The following is a 21,170-nucleotide window of genomic DNA, read 5'->3' as shown; positions in this document are numbered from 1 at the left end:
AAAAGAAGATTAATGACTCCGCTTTCACCTGAAACTGTTTGGCAAATGAATGAGAGCGAACTTGTGAAACTGTTAGACACGCCTACCCTCTTCTCTAGGCACAGAAAAATTCGCCTTTATGCGCCAAGCTTCATGTATTACAAGACAAGCTATTACTGTTCTTCGCCGAAAGACTTTCCAACAATCTCCGTGACAGGAAAAGGCTGCGCATTAAAATGTAAGCATTGCGGCGGAATAGTTCTAGAAACCATGTATCCAGCTAACACGCCTGAAAAACTGTTTGAATTGTGCGTTAAGCTCAAAAATGAAGGCGCTTTAGGCTGCCTAATAAGCGGAGGATGCCTACCAGACGGTTCTGTGCCATTGGAACATTTCGTGGACGCCATTGGAAAGATTAAACGTGAATTAGACATGACGGTCTTTGTTCACACAGGCATAATAAACTTTGATACAGCTAAAAAACTGAAAGACGCCAAAGTGGACGCCGCCCTTATCGACATAATCGGCTCTGACGAAACAATAAAAGAAATCTACAACCTAAACGTGACAGTTGAGGATTACGAAAACTCATTAAAGGCGTTACATGACGCGCGAATTGTCTTCGTGCCTCACGTGATTGTTGGGCTTCATTATGGAGAGTTGAAAGGTGAACTTCACGCTTTAAAGATGATATCCAATTACAAGTCTTCCGCATTAGTCATAATCGCGTTCATGCCAATACATGGAACAAAAATGGAAAAAGTAAACCCGCCAGAACCCGCAGACATCGCAAAGGTCACACTAACTGCAAGGTTGATGTTTCCAGAAACGCCTTTGGTTCTGGGCTGTATGAGACCGAAAGGCGCGCACCGTGCGAAAACGGATGTTCTAGCCATAAAAGCTGGAGTAGACGCCATAGCCTTTCCCGCGGAAGAGGCGATACGATTCGCCGAAAAGTTGGGTTACGAACCTGTGTTTTCTTCGCTTTGTTGTTCTCAAATTTATTCAGACATTAAGGCTTAGCGGTTTCTGAACATTGAACCTTTCATTGTAGTCATAATGTTGTCTTTAAGTTTTGAATAGAAAGCGCTTAGTCTTTTTGCGTCTTTTTTCGCCATTCCTTGGCGGATTAGCTGTTTTTCGAAGGCTTTTCTTGCTTTGCGCACTTTCCAGCCTAACGTAAGCCATAGGAAGAAGAGGCTTGTAAGGAGGCGAATCATGTAGAGAAAACTTACTGCTATACTGCTTGCTTTCATGTTTGTTTCTCTCGCAATTAAGCCACTTTCACTTTAGTCTTCGTCTTCTTCCTCTTCTTCTCTTTCCCTGCGCTTTTCAGCCAATTTTTCACGAATCTTCCTTGAAATTTCCTCGCCTATCTCTTCGCCACTTTCCGGTTTTCCTTTACCTACAGACCGTTTCATTATTTCGCTGAGGCTTGTGAACACTGAAACGTAGTTCTCCGTCATTTTAACCGCTGTTTCTTCCGGCATGCCTGCTTCTTTCAATTCTTTGTAGAAGGCTGCAGCTGCTTTTCCCATGTCTCTTCCCGTTTCTTCGGAAAACACGCTCGCAACAATCCCCTTTATCAGGCTTGGAACTTCTTTTGAAACAACACTTAGAACTTCTCTCAGCTCTTCAACGTCTTCTCTCTCTTTTTTCTTTTCTTTTTCTTCACTCATTCAATTTCACCCCCTCTGCTTGAATACTGTTTGCGTTGATTTTTTTGGAAGTTTGAAACATGTTTGTATCACCAATTTACATGTAGAGTCTGGTCATCCTTGTTATATATTATGGGAAAAAGTGACCAGCGGCTCGGTCACTCTGCGAGTTCGTAAGTGTTTCCGTATCCGCTGACACGTTTGACTATGCCCTCTTTCTCCAAGCGCTTGAGTCTACTTCTGATTATTCGCCGTGATGCTTTTCCACGCATGCGTTGGACTTGCCGCGTTATTGCTGATACGTTGAGTTTTTCATGCAGAGCAAGCGCTTGAATGATGCATCTTGAAATGTCGTCTTGGGCAATCCATGTTTTACGTAGATATCTTTCTGCAGTTTTCAATCGTTTCGCAATTTCTAAAGGTTCACCATACAAGCCCACGCCCAAGCGGCTTATTCGAAGATAAGGAGCTAAACCCGCGTATTCTGGATTGTTAACTATGAAAGCTTCGAGAGTTTCAAGCCTCTTCATTATTAGGTCAAGTTTTCTGCTTAATTCTTCAATACTTGACCCTTCTTCGCTGGTTTTTCTGTTCTTGTTGTTTTTATATGCCATTTCTTTTCACGAACTCTGCGCTGCAACATTATTTGCTTTGGCGGGCAGTTTCTCTCAACATTTTATATCCAAGCACTATTGCCCAAGCTGACGCAGCAAGCGCGGAAACTGCTTCGGGAATGGCAACGCCCGAAACGAAACGTGTTGAGAAATACGTTATCCAAACGGTTGCTGCGACTGCCGCTGTTAGAAAAGTGAACAGGCCAGTCTTTGTTTGTTTCTCAAGTAAGAAACTTGTGCCGATGACAAGCATGGAAATTGGATAAAGCGCAAAGAATGCTACGGAAACTTGGTAATGTGTTGGAGTGATGTTCTCTGGGAACACGCCTATTAAGGTTAAAGCCAAAGCGTCAAGAACGAAGATGAAAGCGCCGACTTTCCCCATTAACCTATTGCTCAGCAGAACGAATAGTCCGCATGCAAAGACCAACGTGAGAATTCCGCTGATGACAAGTCCGTAATTGAATAGTGGAGCCGTAATGCCTTCTTGAATGCCCAAATCGCTTAACGCGTTATCTGTCCAAACGAAACTTGGAGAATAAGTTATTGCGAGTGAAATGAAAGTAAACGCAACTATGGGCGTGATTATGCCGCTTATTCCAGATATCTTTAGCAATCTGGCATTTCTTGAATTCATAAGAGTGCACCTTTCAATACAGAATATTTTAAACTATTTCTGTTTTGCTTAGAAAACTCAAGAAAGAAGGCAGCATATCGTGTCAGCAACTTTACGCCTAAGTCAAGCTTTTATCTCTAATCACGTTTATTTTTGAAACTTAAACAATGGCTTGGCGAGTAAGACGTGGAAAAACCTCTGTGGATTATCTGCATAACGCACATGTTCATCGAAGTCTATCTTCTTATGCAAGTCGCCCTAATCCCAGTGATTATACGAGAATTTCAGTTGAGCCTTCTTGAGGCTTCTCTGATTGCTACAATTCCAAGCATTCTCACACTATTGATGAACCTTCCCTCCGGGCTCTTAACAGACAAGTTTACTACCAACCAACTTTTATCCGCCAGCATGCTAATAGAAGGGCTCTCAACTTTTCTTGTAAGTCAAACAAACAATTTCTGGACGCTGATAGTTGGCGTGTCCTTACTAAAAATCTCTTCACCCATATATCACATCTCTGGACTCAGTCAACTTAGTCGACTTGCAAAACCCGAAAAGATTAGTAGATATGTAGGCTTTCATAATGCTCTTGGAAGTTTAGGCTCAGTAGCAGGGCTCATTACGCTTGCAGTTTTCTTGACAACATTTAGTTGGCGGATAACCTACCTTTTTTGGGCAGCTCCGATTCTACTTTGGGGATTCATAATCTTGAAATCTCCATATTTGAGAACTAAACCAGCCAAAAGAGAAAGTTACGAGAAAAAGAATCATAGATTCACGCGGCTTTCTCTAATCTTTTCAGCCGAGTTCATTATTTTATTGTTGGTTATAGGTGTCAGAGAAATTGGAGCCACTGGAAGCTCAACATTCATGACAACGTTCTTCACGGACACCCGCGGCTTGCCTGATGCTACTGCCAGCTTAATATTCAGTTTAGGACCTTTCGCTGGGATAGCTGGCTCTTTGATTGGCGGCTACTTAGGCGAAAGACTAGGTGCAAAAAAAGCGCTCAGCTTAACTATCCTCTGCAGCGCATTCTCGCTCATACTGTTGCCAGTGGCTTTCGAGCCTTACCTTATCGTCCTCGCTTATCTTCTTTACTCGTTTTTCAGCAGCGCAATCTGGTCGCCCATGAACACGATTGTGGCAAATGTGACACCCGAAACAGAGAGAGGAATGAGCTACAGTGTTTACTTCCTAACAGAAGGCTTGCTAGCTTCAGTTGCGCCAACCTTAGCAGCCGGCTTCATAGTACTCACTGAAATATGGTTTGTATTTCCCTACAGCGTGGTTTTCATGATTGTCAGCGTCTTCATACTTCAATTTCTAAAACTTCCGCAACATCAACGAAACAACTTTAAACAATCCACAGAATAAGGCGTTAACAAACAAAGAGGAGAATTAAGAAAAAATGAACTTTAAGAGAAGGCTTACGGGACTTCAAGAAAAAATGGCGGAAAACAATGTTGACTTAGTCATTTATGGCTCATGCCAAAACTTCCAATACTTAACTGGGCTTTTGATTGATTGGCGTCATGGAATAGACTTGGGAAGTGAAGCAAACAACATTTTTGTGCCTCGAATGGGCATGCCAATTTTAACGTTGGCTGAAGAGTGGGCTGAACAAGCGTCTAAAACGTGGGTTAAAGATGTTCGCATTTTGAAAAGAGAAGAAAATTATGGAGAATTACTGAAAAAAGTGATGTTTGACTTGGACTTGAAGAAGAAGGAAGTGAAGATTGGCTTAGGTGACCATGTGTGGGGAACAACAATAGCGGAAATTTCGAAAATTGCTAAAGATGTTGAGTTTTGTAAGGCTGAAGGATTTATGCGCAATTTAAGAATGATTAAAGAGGAAGAAGAAATTGAAAAGCTAAGAAACGTTGCAAAACTTACGGACAAAGTGATTGAAGTCATTGTTCCAAAAATCAAAGAAGGCATCACTCAGCATCAATTAGAGCTTGAGGTTGAGTTTTGCGGAAAAAGCTTAGGAGCCTCAGACGTGTCATTTCCTTCCACAGTGGGTTTTGTCAAATCTGGCTCTGAAATCTCGCCTAACCCATTCACTTACCTAAAAGAAAAAGGACTAGTCCACGGCACTTCCGTCGCTTTTGACATAGGCTTCGTGACGGATGGTTACTGTTCAGATTTTGGAAGAAGCTTCTACTTCGGACATGCTGGCACTGAAGTTAAGAAAGGTTATGAAACACTACAACAAGCAGTCATTGAAACAGTTGATAAAATGCATGACGGAAGCATGCGTGTCTGCGACCTTTTTCCATTTTTGGAAAGTGTGCTAGATAGGCTCGGGTATGGAGATTATTTGCGTGCGCGTTTGCCGACGAAAAATCTTGGACACAACATCGGCGTTGAAGTGCATGAGCCTCCATGGCTTAGTCCAGCTTATGCAGAAGTTCTTCGTGAAGGTATGGTGATTGCTTTGGAGCCGAAACTTTGGCATGTTGGCGAATATTATTTGCGTGTTGAAGACATGGTTTTGGTGAAAAAGCGAAAAACCGAGTTCCTAACAAACTTTGACAGAAAACTCTTTCAGTTGTGAAAATGGAAAGAATTAAAAATAAAACGAATTAAAGTTTAAGGCAAGGTTGATGTAAAATGCCGAAAGTGAAAGTTGACTGGAATAAATGCAATGGCGACGGCGTTTGTGCTGAAGTTTGTCCAGTGAACGTTTTCGAACTCAAAAAGCTGCCAGAATATCAAGACAGCCAAAAGTCGGTTCCAGTGCGAGAAAGCGACTGCATAGCGTGCATGGCATGCGTAACCTCATGCCCAACACAAGCAATAACGATTGAGGAATAACAAACTATACGGCAGAATCTCGCTTAACGAGTTATGTTGTCTGGAACAAACCGTCTGAGCCTTTGCAGAGACCTCATTTTCTCTTTCTCTCCCACCTTAGCCTCTTGTATCGCCTGCTTAAGCATGCCAATCGACTCGTCCATGGCTCTTCGGTCTACTGGGTAGGGTACGCCATCTTTTCCTCCATACGCAAAAGAATACTTCACCGGGTCTTTCCAGCTTGGCTTCTCTCCATAGATTAATTCCGCAACTAATGCTAAGCCCCTAACGGTTGCTGGTCCCACGCCTCTGAAACCTAAGAGTTCTTCATAGTTTTTCGGTTGGAAATCGTAAACTTGCTGTAGGAATTTCCAGTTTATGGTTTTGGGCATGGATAAAAAGTCGATTGAGCATTCCTTCCATGCTGAGTCAGCAGTTTTTGGCAGCCATTCCTGAAGCGACTTCTGATACTCGGGTCTAACGGACATTATTAGGCGCATGAGCTTCTTAGGCGGCTCACAAGCTATATCTACCGAAGCCTTTCTGCACCCTTCACTTTCTTTGGCAGTCATGTCTAACGCAACTTCTCGTCTGGCATCACCAACAATCGCGCTGTGAGGTTCGACAACAAAATCTTTCACACTCTCCGAAAGCCAATGGTAACGTCTGGCAGTGCGGTCTCGAGGGCACATTCCCTGTTGGATAACTGCCCATTTTCCATCCTCAGCAACCATAAACGCGTGATGATAAAGCTGGTAACCCGCCTGAATAGCCGAATTATCAACTTTAGCGCTCATTCTGCTTGCATAGCACATGCGCTCAATCTTCGTGTCTGAAAAGCCGAACCTTTCGCTTACATTCTCAATTTCTATTGGCGTCTGTCTAGAAATTCTGCCTTTTCCGCCGCAAACAGCAATACCATGTTCTTCGGGAGTGATTGCGTGTTTTAGAACTCCGGTGACAACTGTTGTGACGCCTGAGGAGTGCCAATCATAGCCTAAAACGCATCCTAAGGCTTGGAACCAAAAGGGGTTGGATACGCGTTTAAGAAAATCGTCCGTGCCATACTCATCGACAATTATGGTGACAATTTCGTTGGCAAGCCTACGCATTCGAATAGTAAGCCATCTAGGCGCTTTGCCATAATGAAGCGGAAGCTTAGCAACACCCGTTCTCTGCATATTAGCCCTTCAGAAGGAAATATTGTTGAAAAAGAGTTTAACTGTTTTCTTTTGTTTTCAATAAGCGTCCTTCGCGGTCGATTTCTCCATGACGAATTCGCGTAGTGGAAATTGGAGCGTGATTTTCAGAGGGAACCATGTCTATAACAACAATTTGCAATGGCGCCAATCCGCGTCTCTCTCTTTCCTCATTAATCTTCACAGCCATACGTTCAGTTTCACGACTCACAACCAAAGCCTCAACACATCCTTCAGAAAGGGTTACTCCAAACGGGTCATTCAAAGGCATAATCTCCGCTCTGTTCAACAAGCCTTTTTCTCGCAAAAACTTTTTCAGTTCTTCAAGCCTCTGTTCGTAAGGAGCAGTTATGTGCGGCTTGCTGAGGCTTTCAACAAGCTTATCGGAGCATAAACCAATCAGAACGTGTTCTCCAACTTCAAAAGCCTTAGTCAGTAAAGTTCTGTGTCCCTTGTGAAACTCGTCAAACGTGCCGCCGACAGCCACGGTTTTGAACTTTTCCCGCAACACTTTTCATCTCAATAGTCTTGCGCCTTGAACGTCAACTTGGGATACGAGAATCTTTTGTTCTGGCAAAACCTGCTTAAAAGCTTGAACCACTTTCTCAGCATTTTCTGATGTTGTTAATGCGTGGACCGCTTCGCCGACCATGTTTTGTGCAGCACCTATCGCATCCGCTTTGTCTGCAAGCTTCATTAGCGCTCTTATACGTTCTGTCATGAAACCAGTTTTTTGGGCAAACTCTCGGCAACAAGCCAAAAAGTTTTCAAGCGAAGGCTCAGCGAGAATCTTTTCCAGAGTTTTTCTACCCCATTTGTTTATGGCTAAACGTTTTTCTGGAGAAGACAAAACTTCCCTCGTTGGTATAGGTCCGAAGACGCCGGCGACAATCATGTAATCCGTGGATATTGGAATGCGGTCTATAACGGCGATTCCAGGCGCGCCGGGCTCTAGCGTGATTATGCATCCACCAAGCATTAACGGACCAACAGTGCCCAAGCCAGTTTTGCATTTAACTTCAGCAACATGTGCGATTCTGCCAAGCTGATTGTAAGTTAATTTTAAACTCAAAGCCTTCGAAAGCGCTAAAGCTGTGGTTAAGGCTCCAGCGGCGCTTGAGCCGAAGCCCGCTCCGATTGGAATTTCAACTTTATGCTTGACAGCAACATTGTAAGCACGATCAACTTTATCCAGAAGCGCTTTCACTACGGTCTTTGTGGTTTCTGCTTCTGGAGCAATCTTTTCATTAATGAAAACTTGAACGTTGTTTCTTTCTGCTTCTGAAATGTTAACATAAGTTGTGACGCCTTTTTGAATTCCAAAACCGCCACCGCGAGCCCCAACTTTCTCTAAATCTGAAATTGGATTGCCGTTTTTCTCGTGGTCGCAGATTTCAAAAAAGCTCGAAATTCCACCTGGGCTGAAGGCTTCTGCACTTTTCACCATTATCTACTCTTTTGTATTAGGTTTCAAGGCTGGAAACGCTCTTTGGCATGCCTCAAGTATTGGCGGTCCGAGAATTATGAGAAATGGTATTTCGGTTGAGAAAGTCCAAACGAGATACCATAAGCCGGCTGAGACTGTTAATGGTGTTAGTTCAGTTTTTCCAGGCATGACAAACATTTGGCTGAAGACTGGAACCATTGTTCCAATTATTGCGCTGCCTACGAGCAAGCCAATCATGCAGCCTACTTCGTAGCTTCTCCATTTAGAACTCAATAACACAACAATTAGCAAGACTGCATAGGTTCCTAAAATTATCCCCGAAAATATGAGACCTTCAGTTGCTGAGAAAAGTTCAGGAACCAGAATGAGTTGGGTAATTCCTACCAATAGGGCGCTGATTATCCCAAAAATCAGCATGGGAATCTTCCACTCTACATTTCGTTTTGCAACATAACCGATTATGAAGAAACCTGCAAAGTTTGATGTAACTCCGGCCATTAAACTCAATATTGGGTTACCGTGGATGAGCATGTCGCTTATGAATATGCCTATCGCAGCGCCTATGCCACCGACCCATGGACCGAAAAGTGCCGCAAAGGCTGCGGGAATTATTACTTGTGGCCAAAATCTGACTAAGCCAAGTCCAGGAGCTGTTAAGGGTAGAATATAGTAGAAGAGGTAACCAAAAGCTGTGTATAACGCTGCATTTAAAGCGGTTGCCGCAACATCTAATGTTCTCATTTTTTGCGCCTTCTTTTGGAAACGCTACCAATGCTGGTTTTTAAGATAAGTTTTCCGTTTGAATTGTTTAAACAAGTTTAAACTTCTCGATGATGCAGATGTTGCTTATCGTGCTGTTGCACACGTCTACAGTTATGTGTAGCTCTGTTCTACGCACAAACTATCATATTTTAACAAGGGCGATTTTGCTGCACGGAGAGAAAAAAATGAAACTCTTAAAGAGTAAGAAAGCATTGAGCACAGTAGTGACTACATTGATTATTCTCGTTGTTTCAGTGCTATTGGCAACAGTCGTAACTTTCTACGCCATAAACGTGACAACCACCAGAGTGCAAGAAGAAAGCCTACAAGTCTTCAAACTGCACACATGGCACAACGGCACAAACTTCGCCGAAACAGCATTCCTCATAATCAACACCGGCGGACGCGATGTCGTCCTCGACAAAATCACTGTCAGAGGCCAAGAATGCACGTGGAGTACTATTTACTTTGTTAAGACACAGGACACAATAAACAACGACCTTCCATATGCACCACCTGCGAACTTAACAGATGGTGGAATGTTATCTGTCGGCACAACTAACTACACATTTGATCAGGCTAGTGACGATTTGATTCTGAAGTCTGGCTGGAGCATGATAGTCTACATATCTAACCCAGACCACATATCAGTCAACGACATCGGTGTCACAGTAGGCGTAACCATCTTCACTGCCAATGCACAATACTACAAGGAAGCCAACGTAGAAGCCTCAAGTTAGAAACAAGACCACTTCTCCCTTTTCTTTTTTCCCTCTGTTTTTATGTTCCTTCTCTAAGATGATATTAATCATAATACATTAGATTTTGAAGTATTGATTCTGTATACTTATGTGTAGTTTTGTTCTACGCACACCATCTTATCTTATCACAGAATGAAAAAGCACTGATTGTACATGCAAGAGAGGAGGCTGTAAAAAACAATGCATACCAATAATTTCAAAAAGCTAATACATTCTAAAAAAGCCTTAGCTGTGCCAGTAACCTACCTGATACTGTTCGTTTCGTTAATGGCGGTAATCTCCGCAACCTACAGCTACGCAGTAGTAAAAATAGGCTCAAGAGCAGCTTCGCTTAAGGCTTTTGTGGCTAAACAAAACATGCAAGCCTTAGACAACGCGGTTCGTTCAGTTGCATGGGGTTTCGGGGCTTCTGAAGTTGTTTACATGGATGAGTGTGGAGGCGTTTTCAGAACAGAGCCTGTATCCAAAAGTCTTGTTCTCAATTTTACTGATGAACAAACTTTTTACGATGTAGTGTTTAACAGTTCTGTTGGAGAAGCATCTTACCAACTTGAATCTTCTGAATCAAATTATCTGGGTTTATACATTAGAGGTGACAATAGAGCCGTAATAAATCAAAGCTCCTCAATTATGACTCAACTCTACGTTGCAGCATCAGAAAACGCACAAGCCATAATTCTTTGTTACCGTCCATTGGCGACAACAGCAGTCATCGACACAAGCAATGGAAAACCAGTAAACCTCCTCCGCGTAAACATCATAAACCTCAACTTTTCACAAAAGCTAACGTTGAGAGAAAAATTCTACTTGAAAATAACCGCCATAAACGTCACCACAATCTCCAGCCAATACACGTTTAACGAGTCAATCTTCTCTCTTGCATTAAAAGCCTCTTTAGACGAAACCTCAAATGTTGTTTGGCTTCCGATTTCCAGCAGCACTGAAGGCGCCATTGTAAACTTGGACATAGTCATCTGCAACATCAAAATTGAAAAAACAGAGGTGTAAAACTTGCCATCTATTACTCCAGGTTATCTTTACACGTTCGTTGCGTTAATAGCCATCAGCAGCATGCTGATTTTCTCGTTCATGGCATACGCTGACGCTTTACGCGCGCCATTAGAAGTGAAACAACTCAAAAATCTAATGAATTATGTAGCAGCAAAAGGCACAGAACTGGTAACGCTGGCATCTGCGACAAATGCAACAACAGAAACATTCCTTCAAATGCCCACGAAAATAGGCGACAGGCAATACTGGCTTCGACTCCGCAACGACTCCGCTAAGACTTGGTTAGAAGGCAGATTTGGAAACACACCCACCGAAGGAAACGAGCTTCAAGTATCCCTTCCCAAAGAAGCGTCAGCAACAGGCTATTATAAGAGCGGCTACGGCGCGGCTCATCTGGAATGCCGCATAATCGATGGCATTTTACAGCTCATTCTTTCAAGCCAAAACGAAGGTGATGTATAAATGAAGTTTAACCTTAAACTACGTAAAAACGCGTCTCAAAAAGAAGAGTCCTTCCAAGAAATGATGAAAGAAGAAGGTGAAATAGTAGAATTTTTAGACGTGAAAAAATGGAGCATTCCAGAAGGTTACATAGAAGCAGAATATTACCCGCTTAAGCCACCATTCTCTTACGCTGCAATCGTTCAAAACGAGGAAACTTTGGAATATCTCTACATTCTTGACGAACTTCCATTAACACGGGAAGAACGAGACGGCTATTTCAGGCTGAGAAACATTCTGGAATATGAGCTTCAAGCTCCAGAAGCAGAAGAGACACTCAACGAATCTTTTAGACGACAAATACCAATAATCCTCTCAAATCACCAGAAACAGTTTGCTGGAATATCCCCAGTTGGAATGCGCAAACTTCTCTATTATTTGGAAAGAGACGTAGTTGGCTATGGAAAAATAGACCCGCTAATGTACGACGAATACGTGGAAGACATCGGATGCGGAGGAGTTGGCAAACCAATTTTCCTGTGGCACAGAAAATACGAAAACATAAAAACTAACATAGTTTTCCGAGACGAACAAGAACTCGACGACTTCGTAATGCGCATAGTCCACAAAGCTGGAAAACACGTAAGCATAGCCTTCCCAATAGTTGACGTCACACTGCCAGAAAAACATCGTTTGGCAATTTCCTTCGGAAAAGAAACAACACCATCAGGCACATCATTCACCATAAGAAAGTTCCGCAAAGACCCATTCACAATAATCGACTTAATTGAAAACGAAACCATAAACGAGAGCATAGCCGCTTACTTGTGGCTTCTTATGGAAAACAAAATGTCAGTCATGATTATCGGTGCTACAGGTGCTGGAAAAACAACAGCTCTAAACGCAATTGCATGTCTCATACGTCCAAACCACAAGATAATTTCAGTGGAAGAAGTTGCAGAGATAAACCTGCCCCATGAAAACTGGACATCAAACATCGCCCGTTCAGGCTTCGGCGTTGAAGGCGAAGGCGAAATCACCCTATACGATCTAATCAAATCAGCCGTAAGACACCGTCCAGACCTAATTATCGTAGGCGAAATCCGTGGAGAAGAAGCTTACGTGCTGTTCCAAGCCCTTGCAACTGGACACGGTGGCTTATGCACATTACACGCTGAGGACGTTGACACCTCAATCAAAAGGTTGACGCAACCGCCTATGAACATTCCGTCATCCATAATTCCGCTGATGAACTGCGTCATAAACGTAAAACACGTTAGAACACCAGTCTTCCTAGAATCTGGAAAACGTCTCTCAAGCAGAAAATTCATAAACATTTCAGAAATAAAAGACGCAAACACTTTCCAAGAAGTTTTCAGTTGGAATCCATCTTCGGACACGTTCAACGAAAGATTAAACGAAAGTTATCTTCTAAAAAAGATGGCTGCAAGCTTGGACATTCCGATGGAACGATTAATAGACGAACTAGAATATCGCAAACGCGTACTCATGCACATGGTCGAGCATAACATTCGCGACTACAGAAGCGTCAACAAAGTCTTGAGCAAATACTACAACAATCCGCAGTTGTTCCAGAAAGAATTTTTAGAAAAGCCAAAGTGGTGAAAAACTTGCAGACTCTAATTAAAAGACCAAAAATATTCAGTTGGCTATTGAATCTTTACGGCAAAGAGAACACAAGCGAACTTAACCGTGAATTACCTTTCGCAGCGCTATTATTCACTTTATTATCTGCCAGTGGAGTGACAATCTACGATAGCTGGAAAAAACTATGCAACGTGAATTTGTTGCCAAATTTTCAGAAAGAAGCCAAAGAAATTGTTAGACAAGTAGAAGTTCTGGGTTACGACCCTTTAACTGTAATGTATAAACGAGCGCATAAAACGAAATCGAAAAGTTACCGTGAATTCTTGTTGGGCTATGTTTCGTCGGTGAGAAGCGGCGGAAGCGTTGTAAGCTATTTAAAAAGCAAGCTGCGTTCAATATTCGAAGTTCAAAGCGCTTCTGCAATTCGTTCAATAGAGAGACTTGGCACCTTAGTAGAAGCCTACGCAGTAATGCTGATAGTCACATTGTGCTCCTACATACTTTTCATCGTCTTCGCAACAACTTCAGTGTTTGAACCCATGAAAATGAGTGGAACACCTGGCGTGTCTACAGAAATTGTCTGCGTTCTCATATTCTTTGTAACGCCTATAATTTCAATAATTTTCATGATAATCGCGCACACAGAGAGAAAGAGTAACTTAGTGAATGTCAATCAGCCTTACTATGCAACTATAATACCGTTAATAGCGGTTTCCGCTTTTATAGCAGCATTATATTTCATGCCACAGCTTGCATTTCTAACGAGCCCAGAAATATTTCCACTCGTCACTACACTTTGTTTACTAACGATTTCGTTGCCTCCGACAATAGTTTACATGAGAATATCCAAAGTGAACAATGACGCTGAAAACTCGATGCCAAATTTCCTCAGAGACGTAACAGAAGCCAGAAAAATCGGGCTTTCACCAGAAAAAAGCATAATCCACGCAACAAAACGCTCTGGCTACGGCAAATTCTCTGAAACCCTAAGCCTAATAAGAAGTCAGATGGAATGGGGCGTTTCTTTGAGAAAAGTGTTCGTTAACATCAAAAGGAAAATTCAAACATGGCACGTGCTTGTAAACTTCTTAATACTCGTTGAAACAATCAAAATTGGCGGTGGCTCAGCAGCGGCACTAGAGATATTGACTGATTACAGTGAAAAACAGAAGGATGTTGAAACCAACAAGAAGTCGCTTCTGAGACCTTACGTGATATTGGCGTTCATATGGAGCGTCCTCATAGCTTTAACAACCACGATGGTCGCGATGGCAGTCTACGCTTTGACCAATATTTCACTTCCAGGCGCTACAGCATCAGTGCCGCTTGGAGTTATGCAGTTGCAAGTGAATCTTTTCTCCATTGGCATAATATTGCAGTGTTGGCTTTCAGGGTTCTTCGTAGGTAAAGTGAACGAGGGCACATTTGCTGCGGGCTTCAAATATTCAGTAATGCTTGTAATCACGGCTTACATTTCGCTTTTGCTTTCGCAGAACTTGCTCGGCGGAATGTATAGTGCGGTTTCTGGTTAATAGAACAGAAATAAAGTGAGGGTTGAAAAGGGAATGCCTGCGATTTCGATTGACACGTTCTTTGCGTGTTCGCTAATGGTTATTCTGGCGCTTTCAGCTATGGCTGGGACTTCAAAAATGTTGTATCCCTACATAAACAACGTGGCGGACCAGAATATTCAGGAAAGGTTCAAGGAAATCTCACGATATATACTTTTGAATGCGGGAGCTCCGTTAAGTTGGGGACAAAATTCTCAGACGATGCCAGAAATTTTTGGTTTAGCTAAAGCTGAGGCGCAGGGTCCATATGAGTTAGATATAGACAAAGTTTCACGATTGAACAGTGAGAATCTTTATGCTTTGAGTTATGCGCAAATATTCACGGCTCTCAAAATGTCTGATGTGTCTTTCAAAATTGAAGTGGAGCTAATCTTTGAAGTTTCTATTAGCTTGACAGCAACTTTCAACGGGACTGATGAGACTGTTTATCAGTTTGAGGTTTTAACTGAAGACCAAGGCATTGCTGTTCAAGCGGACTTGAAGGGTTACGTGATTGCAGAAGATTATCTGGAAGCAACCAATGTGTACGCGTCTAATGGCAGAACCAGCTTAAATGTAACTCTTCCAAACACGGTGGAAGGACCAGTACTTTTCGTTGTTTTCGCCAAAGCCAGATGCGATAATCGAATAGTGTCTTTCGGCGTATATGCCTTTGCGCACAACTCGGCGGAACCAAGCTCTAAGGGCACTTTTCTTAGGCTTAGTCCTCTAAACTATGTTTTGAATGCGTCTTTCGCTTATCCAGAAACTGTTTTGTCAGATGCTTATGCCCTAACCTTTGATTATAACTCGACATTAACACAGATTGCAAGCGGCAACCAGTCTGCAGCATTCCAAATTCCGCAATTTCACGATTCAAGCCCAACAGTGCTCATTGTGACTGGACAGAATTTGACTACCTTCTTTGCGGAATGGGCTACCTATCCACAGATTCCCCTTCAAATTGGTGCGGACCTTTCAAATTTGTTGGTTACCTCTAACGTTTTCGTTTACACATACATTGTCACAATAGATTCTGGATTTTACAAATGCACTTTTTGGCTTGGGAGTCCAAAAGAATGAGAAGCCAAAACAAGGGACAAATCAGAATAATCGAAGCTTTCTTAGCTGTGCTTATAATTTTCTCATCGTTTGCTGTTTCAGCAAATCTCACAACGACTCAAAACACGACTAAACGTGATGAATTAAGCTATGCGGGATTGCAGGCGCTAATTAAATTGGATTCTGAAGGAAGTCTCGGGAAATATATAGATGACGAAAACTGGACTGCCTTACGAGATGCGCTTTGTCTTGTTCTGCCAACCGGAGTATCCTTCAACTTGACAGTTTATGACTCGCAGATGCAACAAGTCAACACTGCCATTATCTCCAATGGTGCCTTTACAAGTCAAGAAATAGCTTTCGTGGAATACCTTTGCGTAGGCCAAGGGTTAGTTTTCAAATGTTACATAATCCACTTGCACTTGACGGTGGCTTCATGAAAAGAAAAGACAGAAAGTTTAAGTCAAACAGTTCGGCGCAACTTCTCATAGTGGCAGCTCTGGCAATAGCAATATTGATTTCTGCAACTACAGCGTACGTTTATGAGCTAGGCAAGGAAACAAACAGCACATATAACATTTCAATCAGCGATTTCGTTTTCGCCATAAAACAGACCACACGAAATGCGGTGATAAGCTCTCTTGTGAACATTTCGAATGGTGGAGAAAAAACGCTGCTGGCAACAAATCTAAATGAATTTTCACAGAGCTTGAGGAATCTTATACAGTTTGGAATTTGGCAATTGAATTTCACTGTTCTCGATGATTCAACGTATGATTCTGGCATTTGGCTTTCGTGGGATACAAATGGCATGGGCGTTTCTAGTGCTTATGCAGACTTCACATTGAGAGCCTATGATGTTGCAACGAACTCCACTATAAACTACGCCGTGAACGTAACAACCACCGTTACTGTTAGCGGCTATTATACTACGGTTCTTGGGATAGAAAAAGTGGTGAATCTAACCTGTAACGTGTATAATGAAGGTGAATCAGCTTTATCTCAAAACATAACATTGTTTTATGAAAACCTTAGAACCTGGGTGCCTATTGACGCGTCAAACAATCTTTCCATAACAGATTACGGCAACGGCACATACGCCATATCTTTTAGAGTTATAACACTCTCAGATACCGTGCAAGTTTCAGCGCATTTGAAGGATTTGCGAGGCATATTCGTTCAGGCAAACATGACATGTTATGAAGGTTGATTGGTGCAAAATTTTTTCGAGCCGCTTAAATATGCAGCATGTTATTTTTAAATAGGCAAGGATGTTCAGAGGCAGAGTGGATGGCTGAAAAGCAAGAGTGGCGTCATCTGTTTACACTTTTAAAGTTGGCTGAGATGGGTGCTCATCGGCGAACAGCAAAAATTTCTACGGAATATTTAGCTGGAAAGTTGGGTGCTTCTCAGCAGACAGCTTCACGTTACTTGATTGAATTGGATGCTAAGGGATTGATTAAGCGCACGATAACACCTGATGGGTGTCTGATTAAAATTACCGATTCGGGTGTAAAAGAGTTAAAAAAGCTTTATTCAACTCTGCACTTTTTGATGGAAGCTGCTTATCCGCCTTCAATAACTTTGGAAGGAACAGTTTTCACCGGGTTAGGTGAAGGAGCCTATTACATATCGAAAGAGCGTTATAGGAAGCAGTTTTTGGAGAAGTTGGGTTTTGACCCGTATCCTGGCACGCTTAATCTTAAACTTACAAGTGATTATGATGTTAAAACGCGTTTGGAGCTTGAGGCTTATCCTTCTATTGAGGTTGAAGGTTTTAGGAATGAGAATCGTACGTTTGGTTCTGTCAAGTGTTATCCCGCGATAATTGGGAATAAGGTGAAGGGTGCTGTTATAACGGCTTTGAGGAGCCATTATGATTCTTCGGTTATTGAGATTGTTGCTCCTGTTTGTTTGAGGAAGCATTTGAAGTTGAAGGATGGGCATAAGGTGAAGGTTGAAGTTTTAACTTTGCCGTGAACTGTTTTGGGTTTGAAAAACTATAGCCCTCCCTTATATATAGGTTGAATCTGTGGTATTCTTGCTTTTGTTGTGCGCGTTTCATTTGTAGTAGGAGTAGTGGTATCTGTATGTCATTGTTATTTTTCGTTTTGTTGCAAGTGCGTAGCCAATCAGCAATCCAATGATCAAACCGCCAAAATGAGCCAGGTTGTTGACGTTTGGACCTATATTAACCATCAACAAGAAGAAAGAGTACATCAACGCGCCCAGTATCGACTGCCCAACAGCTCGCCTAACATAGATTGTAACTGCTCCAAACATTCCGAAAATGGCGCCTGAAGCTCCAGCTGAAAGCATGCTTGGTCCAAAAAGTAATGTTAACAAGTTTCCAGAGAGCCCACTTAAGAGGTAGATGAGAAGGTATTCGTGAATTGCAAACATGTCTTCTGCTCTAAGTCCAAAAATAAGCAAAAAGAACATGTTACCTAGAAGATGCAGAAGACTAACATGGACAAACATTGCTGTAAAAAGCTGCCAGTATCCCCCACTCATAACGAAAGAGTTCGATTGACCATACTGCAATAGTACATAATAGTTCGTTTCCATAAAATCTCCGCCGATAATTGAGGTGTAAACGTAAACTGCTATGTTTATCGCGATAAGTATGTATGTTGGCATGAACTTTTTAGAACTCTTAAGTATACCGCTCATCTTTTGAAATCCTCAATAATCTTCTGTATAATCTTCGAAGAACTATCTAACTCGTCCTCTCCAAACTTGCCAATTTTCACGATTTTAATTTTCAATCCTCTTTTTTCCACATAATCCCTTACAGTTTTTTCCATGCCATCCTGATCGTATCCAACAACAATTATGTCTGGTTTTATTTTTTCGATGACTTTTCCAATGTCAAATTTTTCGTAGCCGAGAACTGCTTCATCAACGACCTTTAAAGATTCAACCAATGCTCGCCGCTGGTTTTCAGGCATTACAGGCTTCTTTCCCTTCCTCTTTTCAACAGTATCATCTCTGGCGACGATAACTATAAGTTCGGCATCTCGTCCGCCAGCTTTTTTTGCTTCCTCCAAAAATCTCACATGCCCAAGATGCAGCAAATCGAATACGCCGGAAGCCAAAACTATTTTTCTCTTCTCTTTAGTTTTTCCGTTGGCCATTCAAATTTCACGACTCCCAACAGTCTTAAGGCGTCTAATAAGCCTTCACAATACGCAATTGAAGTTAAACTTACCGCAGCCTTTTTATCTTTATAGTACCTTGCGTCTTCCAAATAGGCTTTGGCAAAATCCACAACTTTTTTGACGTTATCGCCGTTGAGGCTTGTAGGAGTTTCAACGATTACCATGTTGCTAAAAACATGCTCCGCAGAAGCAATATATTTCGAAACAAGCTCTTCCAAACTCATTCCACCATCTCCTTAACCCTCTCTGGAGCGCCAGCCAAAACCACAAGAGCCTCAGCCTCCATAAAATGAAGTTTCCCGGGAAAAATAATACTGTGTGGTGGTTCTCCAAAGTCATAGTTTAATAACTCTTTTAAGAAGCCAGCTTTCACACTCGGGTTTTCGCTTCCAGCTCTTGCCACACCAACCGCAAGCGCATTGGGCGTGACAATTTTCTTTTTTCTTTTCTCTTCGATTTTTAGAAGCCACTCCAAACTTTCTTTAATGCTCAAGTAACGTTTTTCCTCAGCGTTTATGTCTAACAAACAAAGCGTGTGAATCCCCAGCTTCTTGTTTTGGGCGATGACCTCGTATGGAGTTTCAGAAGGAGTCTCGTCTGGGAAAGGTATAGTCACGCTTTTTCCAAATTTATAGTTGTGCAAGCCACATAAGCCAATCACAGCAGAAAGTATAGAAGCTCCATGAACTATGCGCGTTTTTATTCCAAGTTTTTCTGCACGTATCCTCAATGCAACATGAGTAGTGGCTATTAACGGATCGCCGGGAACAAGCAGAACCGTTTTGCCTTTCTTAGACGCTTCGATAATGACTTTACCATTCTCTTCTTCAAGCTCTCTCCGCGAAACCACACGCAACTTTTTTCCAGAAAGCTCTTCCAAATGTTTTTTAGAAAAATTCGGCAACAAACTCGTATAAACCTCCAAAAACGCAGCATCTGCAGTTTTAATCTCTTCTAAACCACGCAAGCTTATTCCCTTCTCGTCATGCAACCCAAGCCCAACAAAAACCAATTCACCCAAACTACACCACTTCACAGCATAGAATTAAAACCAAAGCTTAAAACTCTTAATGCTTATTAACAGCCTTTAAATTGCATATTCTAGAAAACCACACCATAGGGCCCGTAGCTCAGTAAGGCCAGAGCGGCGGACTAACCGCCGAGCGGGGTTAGGTTGAGGCTCTTAACCCGTAGGTCCCGGGTTCAATTCCCGGCGGGCCCGCCACCGCAAAATTGAATAGAGAAGATGAAGGTTATGGTTAGTTGGCAGAGTCTTTTGAAAGAAAGTCCCATTGAGTGGCTCCTTGAAGAGTCTAATCCTTCAGTGCGATATTTCGCGTTACGTGATGTTCTTGGCAAAAGCGAGAATGATCCGCGAGTAATTGAAGCGAAACGCGAGATTCCACAGTCTAAGGTTGTAAATAAAATATTCCAGAAGCAAAGCGCAGAGGGCTATTGGAGTGAACCATTCAACCCTTACCACCCAAAATACAAGTCTTCTTATTGGCAAATAATGATTCTCGCTCAGTTTGGAATGGATAAAACCGACAAAAGAGTTGAAAAAGCATGCGAATACATCTTCCAATTTCAACTAGAAGACGGCGGTTTCTCCAGCTACACTCTCGAAAGAGCAAAGGAAGAACACGCATTGTTGCTTAAAAAGGGAAAGAAGCTGCCTTCGCCAGCTGAGTTTGCGTCTTCACTTGTTTTTGAACATCAATATTCCTGTCTTACGGGCAACATGGCAGCAGCACTTATTAGGATAGGCTATGCTGAGGATGAAAGGGTCAAAAAAGCCTTAGAGTGGCTTGTGAAAATTCAGAACCCAGACGGCGGTTGGCTCTGCCCCTACTGGCGAGCACACATAAGAGACAAACACGGCTGTTTCTACGGAACAATCTGTCCATTAGAGGCTTTCTCCGAAGTTAAAAAAGAAAATCTAACAAATGAGATGAAAGAAACAATCGAAAAAGGCGCGGAATTCCTACTTATGCACCGTTTATTCAAAGATGACCACCACAACTACAAAATAATCAATAAGGCTTGGTTGACCCTGAGCTTTCCGTGGTTTTACGGCTACAGCATCCTTAGAGGCCTTGACGTTTTAACACGACTTGGCTACGTAAAAGACGAGCGTTTAAGCGACGCCATTGAGGCTCTACTGCAAAAACGCCAAGAAAATGGCACTTGGATATTGGAAAGCACGCCAAGTGGGAGAATGCATGCTGACTTAGAAACAAAAGGCAAACCAAGCAAATGGGTCACCCTCACCGCTCTAAAAGTTCTAAAGCGCCTAAACCAAACATAGTCTACGCCTCTCTAAAATCGCCATAAACCATGCCGCTCCTATGCAATCGTATGCTTATGCAAAATTCGATATGGCATAACTCTTCATACATTTTCCAGAAAAAAGAAAAACCCACAAAAATCTCATTGTAGCCTAGTTTAGGTTTACATGTCGATTTAAAAATATTGGGGTTAAGACACAGTCCTCCATCCTTT

At 42.3% G+C, this 21,170-nt stretch carries 26 protein-coding genes and 1 tRNA gene; 15 read left to right on the top strand and 12 right to left on the bottom strand.

Annotation, left to right across the window (positions count from 1 at the left end; genetic code table 11):
- Window positions 1-12: 12 nt before the first annotated feature.
- The gene (locus tag QXW63_03045) at window positions 13-1,002 is read left to right on the top strand and encodes a radical SAM protein (protein MEM3460873.1); all 990 of its coding nucleotides are present in this window, start codon (window positions 13-15) and stop codon (window positions 1,000-1,002) included.
- On the opposite strand, the gene QXW63_03040 is transcribed toward QXW63_03045, so the two are convergent.
- From QXW63_03040 to QXW63_03025, 4 genes are all read right to left on the bottom strand, one after another.
- Window positions 999-1,235, bottom strand: a complete 237-nt coding sequence (locus tag QXW63_03040) for a hypothetical protein (protein MEM3460872.1) — start codon at window positions 1,233-1,235, stop codon at window positions 999-1,001. The genes QXW63_03045 and QXW63_03040 overlap by 4 nt on opposite strands.
- Before the next feature lie 33 nt (window positions 1,236-1,268).
- Window positions 1,269-1,658, bottom strand: coding sequence for a hypothetical protein (locus QXW63_03035; protein ID MEM3460871.1), 390 nt, complete (start codon window positions 1,656-1,658; stop codon window positions 1,269-1,271).
- 137 nt (window positions 1,659-1,795) lie between these two features.
- Window positions 1,796-2,251 carry a hypothetical protein gene (locus tag QXW63_03030; protein ID MEM3460870.1) on the bottom strand — a complete coding sequence of 152 codons (456 nt, stop codon included), beginning with the start codon at window positions 2,249-2,251 and terminating at the stop codon, window positions 1,796-1,798.
- A 28-nt stretch (window positions 2,252-2,279) separates the two neighbouring features.
- The gene (locus QXW63_03025; protein ID MEM3460869.1) at window positions 2,280-2,888 is read right to left on the bottom strand and encodes a DUF998 domain-containing protein; all 609 of its coding nucleotides are present in this window, start codon (window positions 2,886-2,888) and stop codon (window positions 2,280-2,282) included.
- A 165-nt stretch (window positions 2,889-3,053) separates the two neighbouring features.
- Here QXW63_03025 and QXW63_03020 point away from each other — a divergent pair, with 165 nt between their 5' ends.
- From QXW63_03020 to QXW63_03010, 3 genes are read left to right on the top strand one after another with little or no spacing between them, the layout of a single operon-like run.
- Entirely contained in the window at window positions 3,054-4,244 is a 1,191-nt protein-coding gene (locus QXW63_03020; protein MEM3460868.1) for an MFS transporter, read from the top strand.
- Between the two features lie 34 nt (window positions 4,245-4,278).
- Entirely contained in the window at window positions 4,279-5,427 is a 1,149-nt protein-coding gene (locus QXW63_03015) for a Xaa-Pro peptidase family protein (protein ID MEM3460867.1), read from the top strand.
- 56 nt (window positions 5,428-5,483) lie between these two features.
- Complete coding sequence (locus QXW63_03010) at window positions 5,484-5,687, top strand: ferredoxin family protein (GenBank protein MEM3460866.1); 204 nt, start codon at window positions 5,484-5,486, stop codon at window positions 5,685-5,687.
- Between the two features lie 23 nt (window positions 5,688-5,710).
- Here the strand turns inward: QXW63_03010 and QXW63_03005 are convergent, their stop codons facing one another.
- Genes QXW63_03005 through QXW63_02990 form a run of 4 tightly spaced genes read right to left on the bottom strand, consistent with a single transcriptional unit; the run spans window position 5,711 to window position 9,053 of the window.
- Window positions 5,711-6,847 (bottom strand): DUF763 domain-containing protein, encoded by a 1,137-nt coding sequence (locus QXW63_03005; protein ID MEM3460865.1) that lies wholly within the window; start codon window positions 6,845-6,847, stop codon window positions 5,711-5,713.
- A 37-nt stretch (window positions 6,848-6,884) separates the two neighbouring features.
- Window positions 6,885-7,376: a phosphopantetheine adenylyltransferase gene (locus QXW63_03000; GenBank protein MEM3460864.1), complete on the bottom strand. Its 492-nt coding sequence runs from the start codon at window positions 7,374-7,376 to the stop codon at window positions 6,885-6,887.
- A 3-nt stretch (window positions 7,377-7,379) separates the two neighbouring features.
- Complete coding sequence (locus QXW63_02995; protein MEM3460863.1) at window positions 7,380-8,312, bottom strand: hypothetical protein; 933 nt, start codon at window positions 8,310-8,312, stop codon at window positions 7,380-7,382.
- Window positions 8,313-8,315: 3 nt separating this feature from the next.
- On the bottom strand, window positions 8,316-9,053 hold the full coding sequence (locus QXW63_02990) for an ECF transporter S component (protein MEM3460862.1): 738 nt from the start codon (window positions 9,051-9,053) through the stop codon (window positions 8,316-8,318).
- 206 nt (window positions 9,054-9,259) lie between these two features.
- Between QXW63_02990 and QXW63_02985 the strand changes: the two genes are divergently transcribed.
- From QXW63_02985 to QXW63_02945, 9 genes are all read left to right on the top strand, one after another.
- The gene (locus QXW63_02985; protein MEM3460861.1) at window positions 9,260-9,814 is read left to right on the top strand and encodes a hypothetical protein; all 555 of its coding nucleotides are present in this window, start codon (window positions 9,260-9,262) and stop codon (window positions 9,812-9,814) included.
- A 201-nt stretch (window positions 9,815-10,015) separates the two neighbouring features.
- Complete coding sequence (locus tag QXW63_02980) at window positions 10,016-10,843, top strand: hypothetical protein (protein ID MEM3460860.1); 828 nt, start codon at window positions 10,016-10,018, stop codon at window positions 10,841-10,843.
- A gap of 3 nt (window positions 10,844-10,846) precedes the next feature.
- The gene (locus QXW63_02975; GenBank protein MEM3460859.1) at window positions 10,847-11,308 is read left to right on the top strand and encodes a hypothetical protein; all 462 of its coding nucleotides are present in this window, start codon (window positions 10,847-10,849) and stop codon (window positions 11,306-11,308) included.
- Complete coding sequence (locus QXW63_02970) at window positions 11,309-12,913, top strand: type II/IV secretion system ATPase subunit (GenBank protein ID MEM3460858.1); 1,605 nt, start codon at window positions 11,309-11,311, stop codon at window positions 12,911-12,913.
- A gap of 5 nt (window positions 12,914-12,918) precedes the next feature.
- Window positions 12,919-14,427 carry a type II secretion system F family protein gene (locus QXW63_02965; protein MEM3460857.1) on the top strand — a complete coding sequence of 503 codons (1,509 nt, stop codon included), beginning with the start codon at window positions 12,919-12,921 and terminating at the stop codon, window positions 14,425-14,427.
- Between the two features lie 33 nt (window positions 14,428-14,460).
- Window positions 14,461-15,528: a hypothetical protein gene (locus QXW63_02960; GenBank protein ID MEM3460856.1), complete on the top strand. Its 1,068-nt coding sequence runs from the start codon at window positions 14,461-14,463 to the stop codon at window positions 15,526-15,528.
- A complete protein-coding gene (locus tag QXW63_02955) occupies window positions 15,525-15,947 on the top strand; it encodes a hypothetical protein (protein ID MEM3460855.1) in 423 nt (140 codons plus the stop codon). Before QXW63_02960 ends, QXW63_02955 begins: the two co-directional genes overlap by 4 nt.
- Window positions 15,944-16,717: a hypothetical protein gene (locus QXW63_02950; protein ID MEM3460854.1), complete on the top strand. Its 774-nt coding sequence runs from the start codon at window positions 15,944-15,946 to the stop codon at window positions 16,715-16,717. Before QXW63_02955 ends, QXW63_02950 begins: the two co-directional genes overlap by 4 nt.
- Before the next feature lie 80 nt (window positions 16,718-16,797).
- Window positions 16,798-17,487, top strand: coding sequence for a DUF120 domain-containing protein (locus QXW63_02945; GenBank protein ID MEM3460853.1), 690 nt, complete (start codon window positions 16,798-16,800; stop codon window positions 17,485-17,487).
- Between the two features lie 81 nt (window positions 17,488-17,568).
- On the opposite strand, the gene QXW63_02940 is transcribed toward QXW63_02945, so the two are convergent.
- Genes QXW63_02940 through dph5 form a run of 4 tightly spaced genes read right to left on the bottom strand, consistent with a single transcriptional unit; the run spans window position 17,569 to window position 19,689 of the window.
- Entirely contained in the window at window positions 17,569-18,180 is a 612-nt protein-coding gene (locus QXW63_02940; GenBank protein ID MEM3460852.1) for a rhomboid family intramembrane serine protease, read from the bottom strand.
- Window positions 18,177-18,644, bottom strand: coding sequence for an adenylyltransferase/cytidyltransferase family protein (locus tag QXW63_02935; GenBank protein ID MEM3460851.1), 468 nt, complete (start codon window positions 18,642-18,644; stop codon window positions 18,177-18,179). Before QXW63_02935 ends, QXW63_02940 begins: the two co-directional genes overlap by 4 nt.
- Window positions 18,608-18,892 (bottom strand): DUF357 domain-containing protein, encoded by a 285-nt coding sequence (locus tag QXW63_02930; protein ID MEM3460850.1) that lies wholly within the window; start codon window positions 18,890-18,892, stop codon window positions 18,608-18,610. Before QXW63_02930 ends, QXW63_02935 begins: the two co-directional genes overlap by 37 nt.
- Window positions 18,889-19,689, bottom strand: a complete 801-nt coding sequence (dph5, locus tag QXW63_02925) for a diphthine synthase (GenBank protein ID MEM3460849.1) — start codon at window positions 19,687-19,689, stop codon at window positions 18,889-18,891. The genes QXW63_02930 and dph5 overlap by 4 nt, the downstream gene beginning before the upstream one ends.
- A gap of 98 nt (window positions 19,690-19,787) precedes the next feature.
- Between dph5 and QXW63_02920 the strand changes: the two genes are divergently transcribed.
- Both QXW63_02920 and QXW63_02915 read left to right on the top strand, forming a co-directional pair.
- Window positions 19,788-19,893, top strand: a tRNA-Lys gene (locus QXW63_02920).
- Between the two features lie 30 nt (window positions 19,894-19,923).
- Complete coding sequence (locus QXW63_02915; protein ID MEM3460848.1) at window positions 19,924-20,976, top strand: prenyltransferase/squalene oxidase repeat-containing protein; 1,053 nt, start codon at window positions 19,924-19,926, stop codon at window positions 20,974-20,976.
- Window positions 20,977-21,170 lie beyond the last annotated feature (194 nt).

This window comes from Candidatus Bathyarchaeia archaeon (assembly GCA_038873195.1).
GTDB lineage: Archaea > Thermoproteota > Bathyarchaeia > Bathyarchaeales > Bathycorpusculaceae > DSLH01.
This window is presented reverse-complemented; position numbering and strand designations above follow the sequence as displayed.

Coding starts and splice junctions, on each gene's coding strand:
- QXW63_03045 (MEM3460873.1), top strand. CDS start 13: ATGACTCCGCTTTCACCTGAAACTGTTTGGCAAATGAATGAGAGCGAA.
- QXW63_03040 (MEM3460872.1), bottom strand. CDS start 1,235: ATGAAAGCAAGCAGTATAGCAGTAAGTTTTCTCTACATGATTCGCCTC.
- QXW63_03035 (MEM3460871.1), bottom strand. CDS start 1,658: ATGAGTGAAGAAAAAGAAAAGAAAAAAGAGAGAGAAGACGTTGAAGAG.
- QXW63_03030 (MEM3460870.1), bottom strand. CDS start 2,251: ATGGCATATAAAAACAACAAGAACAGAAAAACCAGCGAAGAAGGGTCA.
- QXW63_03025 (MEM3460869.1), bottom strand. CDS start 2,888: ATGAATTCAAGAAATGCCAGATTGCTAAAGATATCTGGAATAAGCGGC.
- QXW63_03015 (MEM3460867.1), top strand. CDS start 4,279: ATGAACTTTAAGAGAAGGCTTACGGGACTTCAAGAAAAAATGGCGGAA.
- QXW63_03010 (MEM3460866.1), top strand. CDS start 5,484: ATGCCGAAAGTGAAAGTTGACTGGAATAAATGCAATGGCGACGGCGTT.
- QXW63_03005 (MEM3460865.1), bottom strand. CDS start 6,847: ATGCAGAGAACGGGTGTTGCTAAGCTTCCGCTTCATTATGGCAAAGCG.
- QXW63_02995 (MEM3460863.1), bottom strand. CDS start 8,312: ATGGTGAAAAGTGCAGAAGCCTTCAGCCCAGGTGGAATTTCGAGCTTT.
- QXW63_02990 (MEM3460862.1), bottom strand. CDS start 9,053: ATGAGAACATTAGATGTTGCGGCAACCGCTTTAAATGCAGCGTTATAC.
- QXW63_02985 (MEM3460861.1), top strand. CDS start 9,260: ATGAAACTCTTAAAGAGTAAGAAAGCATTGAGCACAGTAGTGACTACA.
- QXW63_02980 (MEM3460860.1), top strand. CDS start 10,016: ATGCATACCAATAATTTCAAAAAGCTAATACATTCTAAAAAAGCCTTA.
- QXW63_02970 (MEM3460858.1), top strand. CDS start 11,309: ATGAAGTTTAACCTTAAACTACGTAAAAACGCGTCTCAAAAAGAAGAG.
- QXW63_02960 (MEM3460856.1), top strand. CDS start 14,461: ATGCCTGCGATTTCGATTGACACGTTCTTTGCGTGTTCGCTAATGGTT.
- QXW63_02955 (MEM3460855.1), top strand. CDS start 15,525: ATGAGAAGCCAAAACAAGGGACAAATCAGAATAATCGAAGCTTTCTTA.
- QXW63_02950 (MEM3460854.1), top strand. CDS start 15,944: ATGAAAAGAAAAGACAGAAAGTTTAAGTCAAACAGTTCGGCGCAACTT.
- QXW63_02945 (MEM3460853.1), top strand. CDS start 16,798: ATGGCTGAAAAGCAAGAGTGGCGTCATCTGTTTACACTTTTAAAGTTG.
- QXW63_02940 (MEM3460852.1), bottom strand. CDS start 18,180: ATGAGCGGTATACTTAAGAGTTCTAAAAAGTTCATGCCAACATACATA.
- QXW63_02935 (MEM3460851.1), bottom strand. CDS start 18,644: ATGGCCAACGGAAAAACTAAAGAGAAGAGAAAAATAGTTTTGGCTTCC.
- QXW63_02930 (MEM3460850.1), bottom strand. CDS start 18,892: ATGAGTTTGGAAGAGCTTGTTTCGAAATATATTGCTTCTGCGGAGCAT.
- QXW63_02915 (MEM3460848.1), top strand. CDS start 19,924: ATGGTTAGTTGGCAGAGTCTTTTGAAAGAAAGTCCCATTGAGTGGCTC.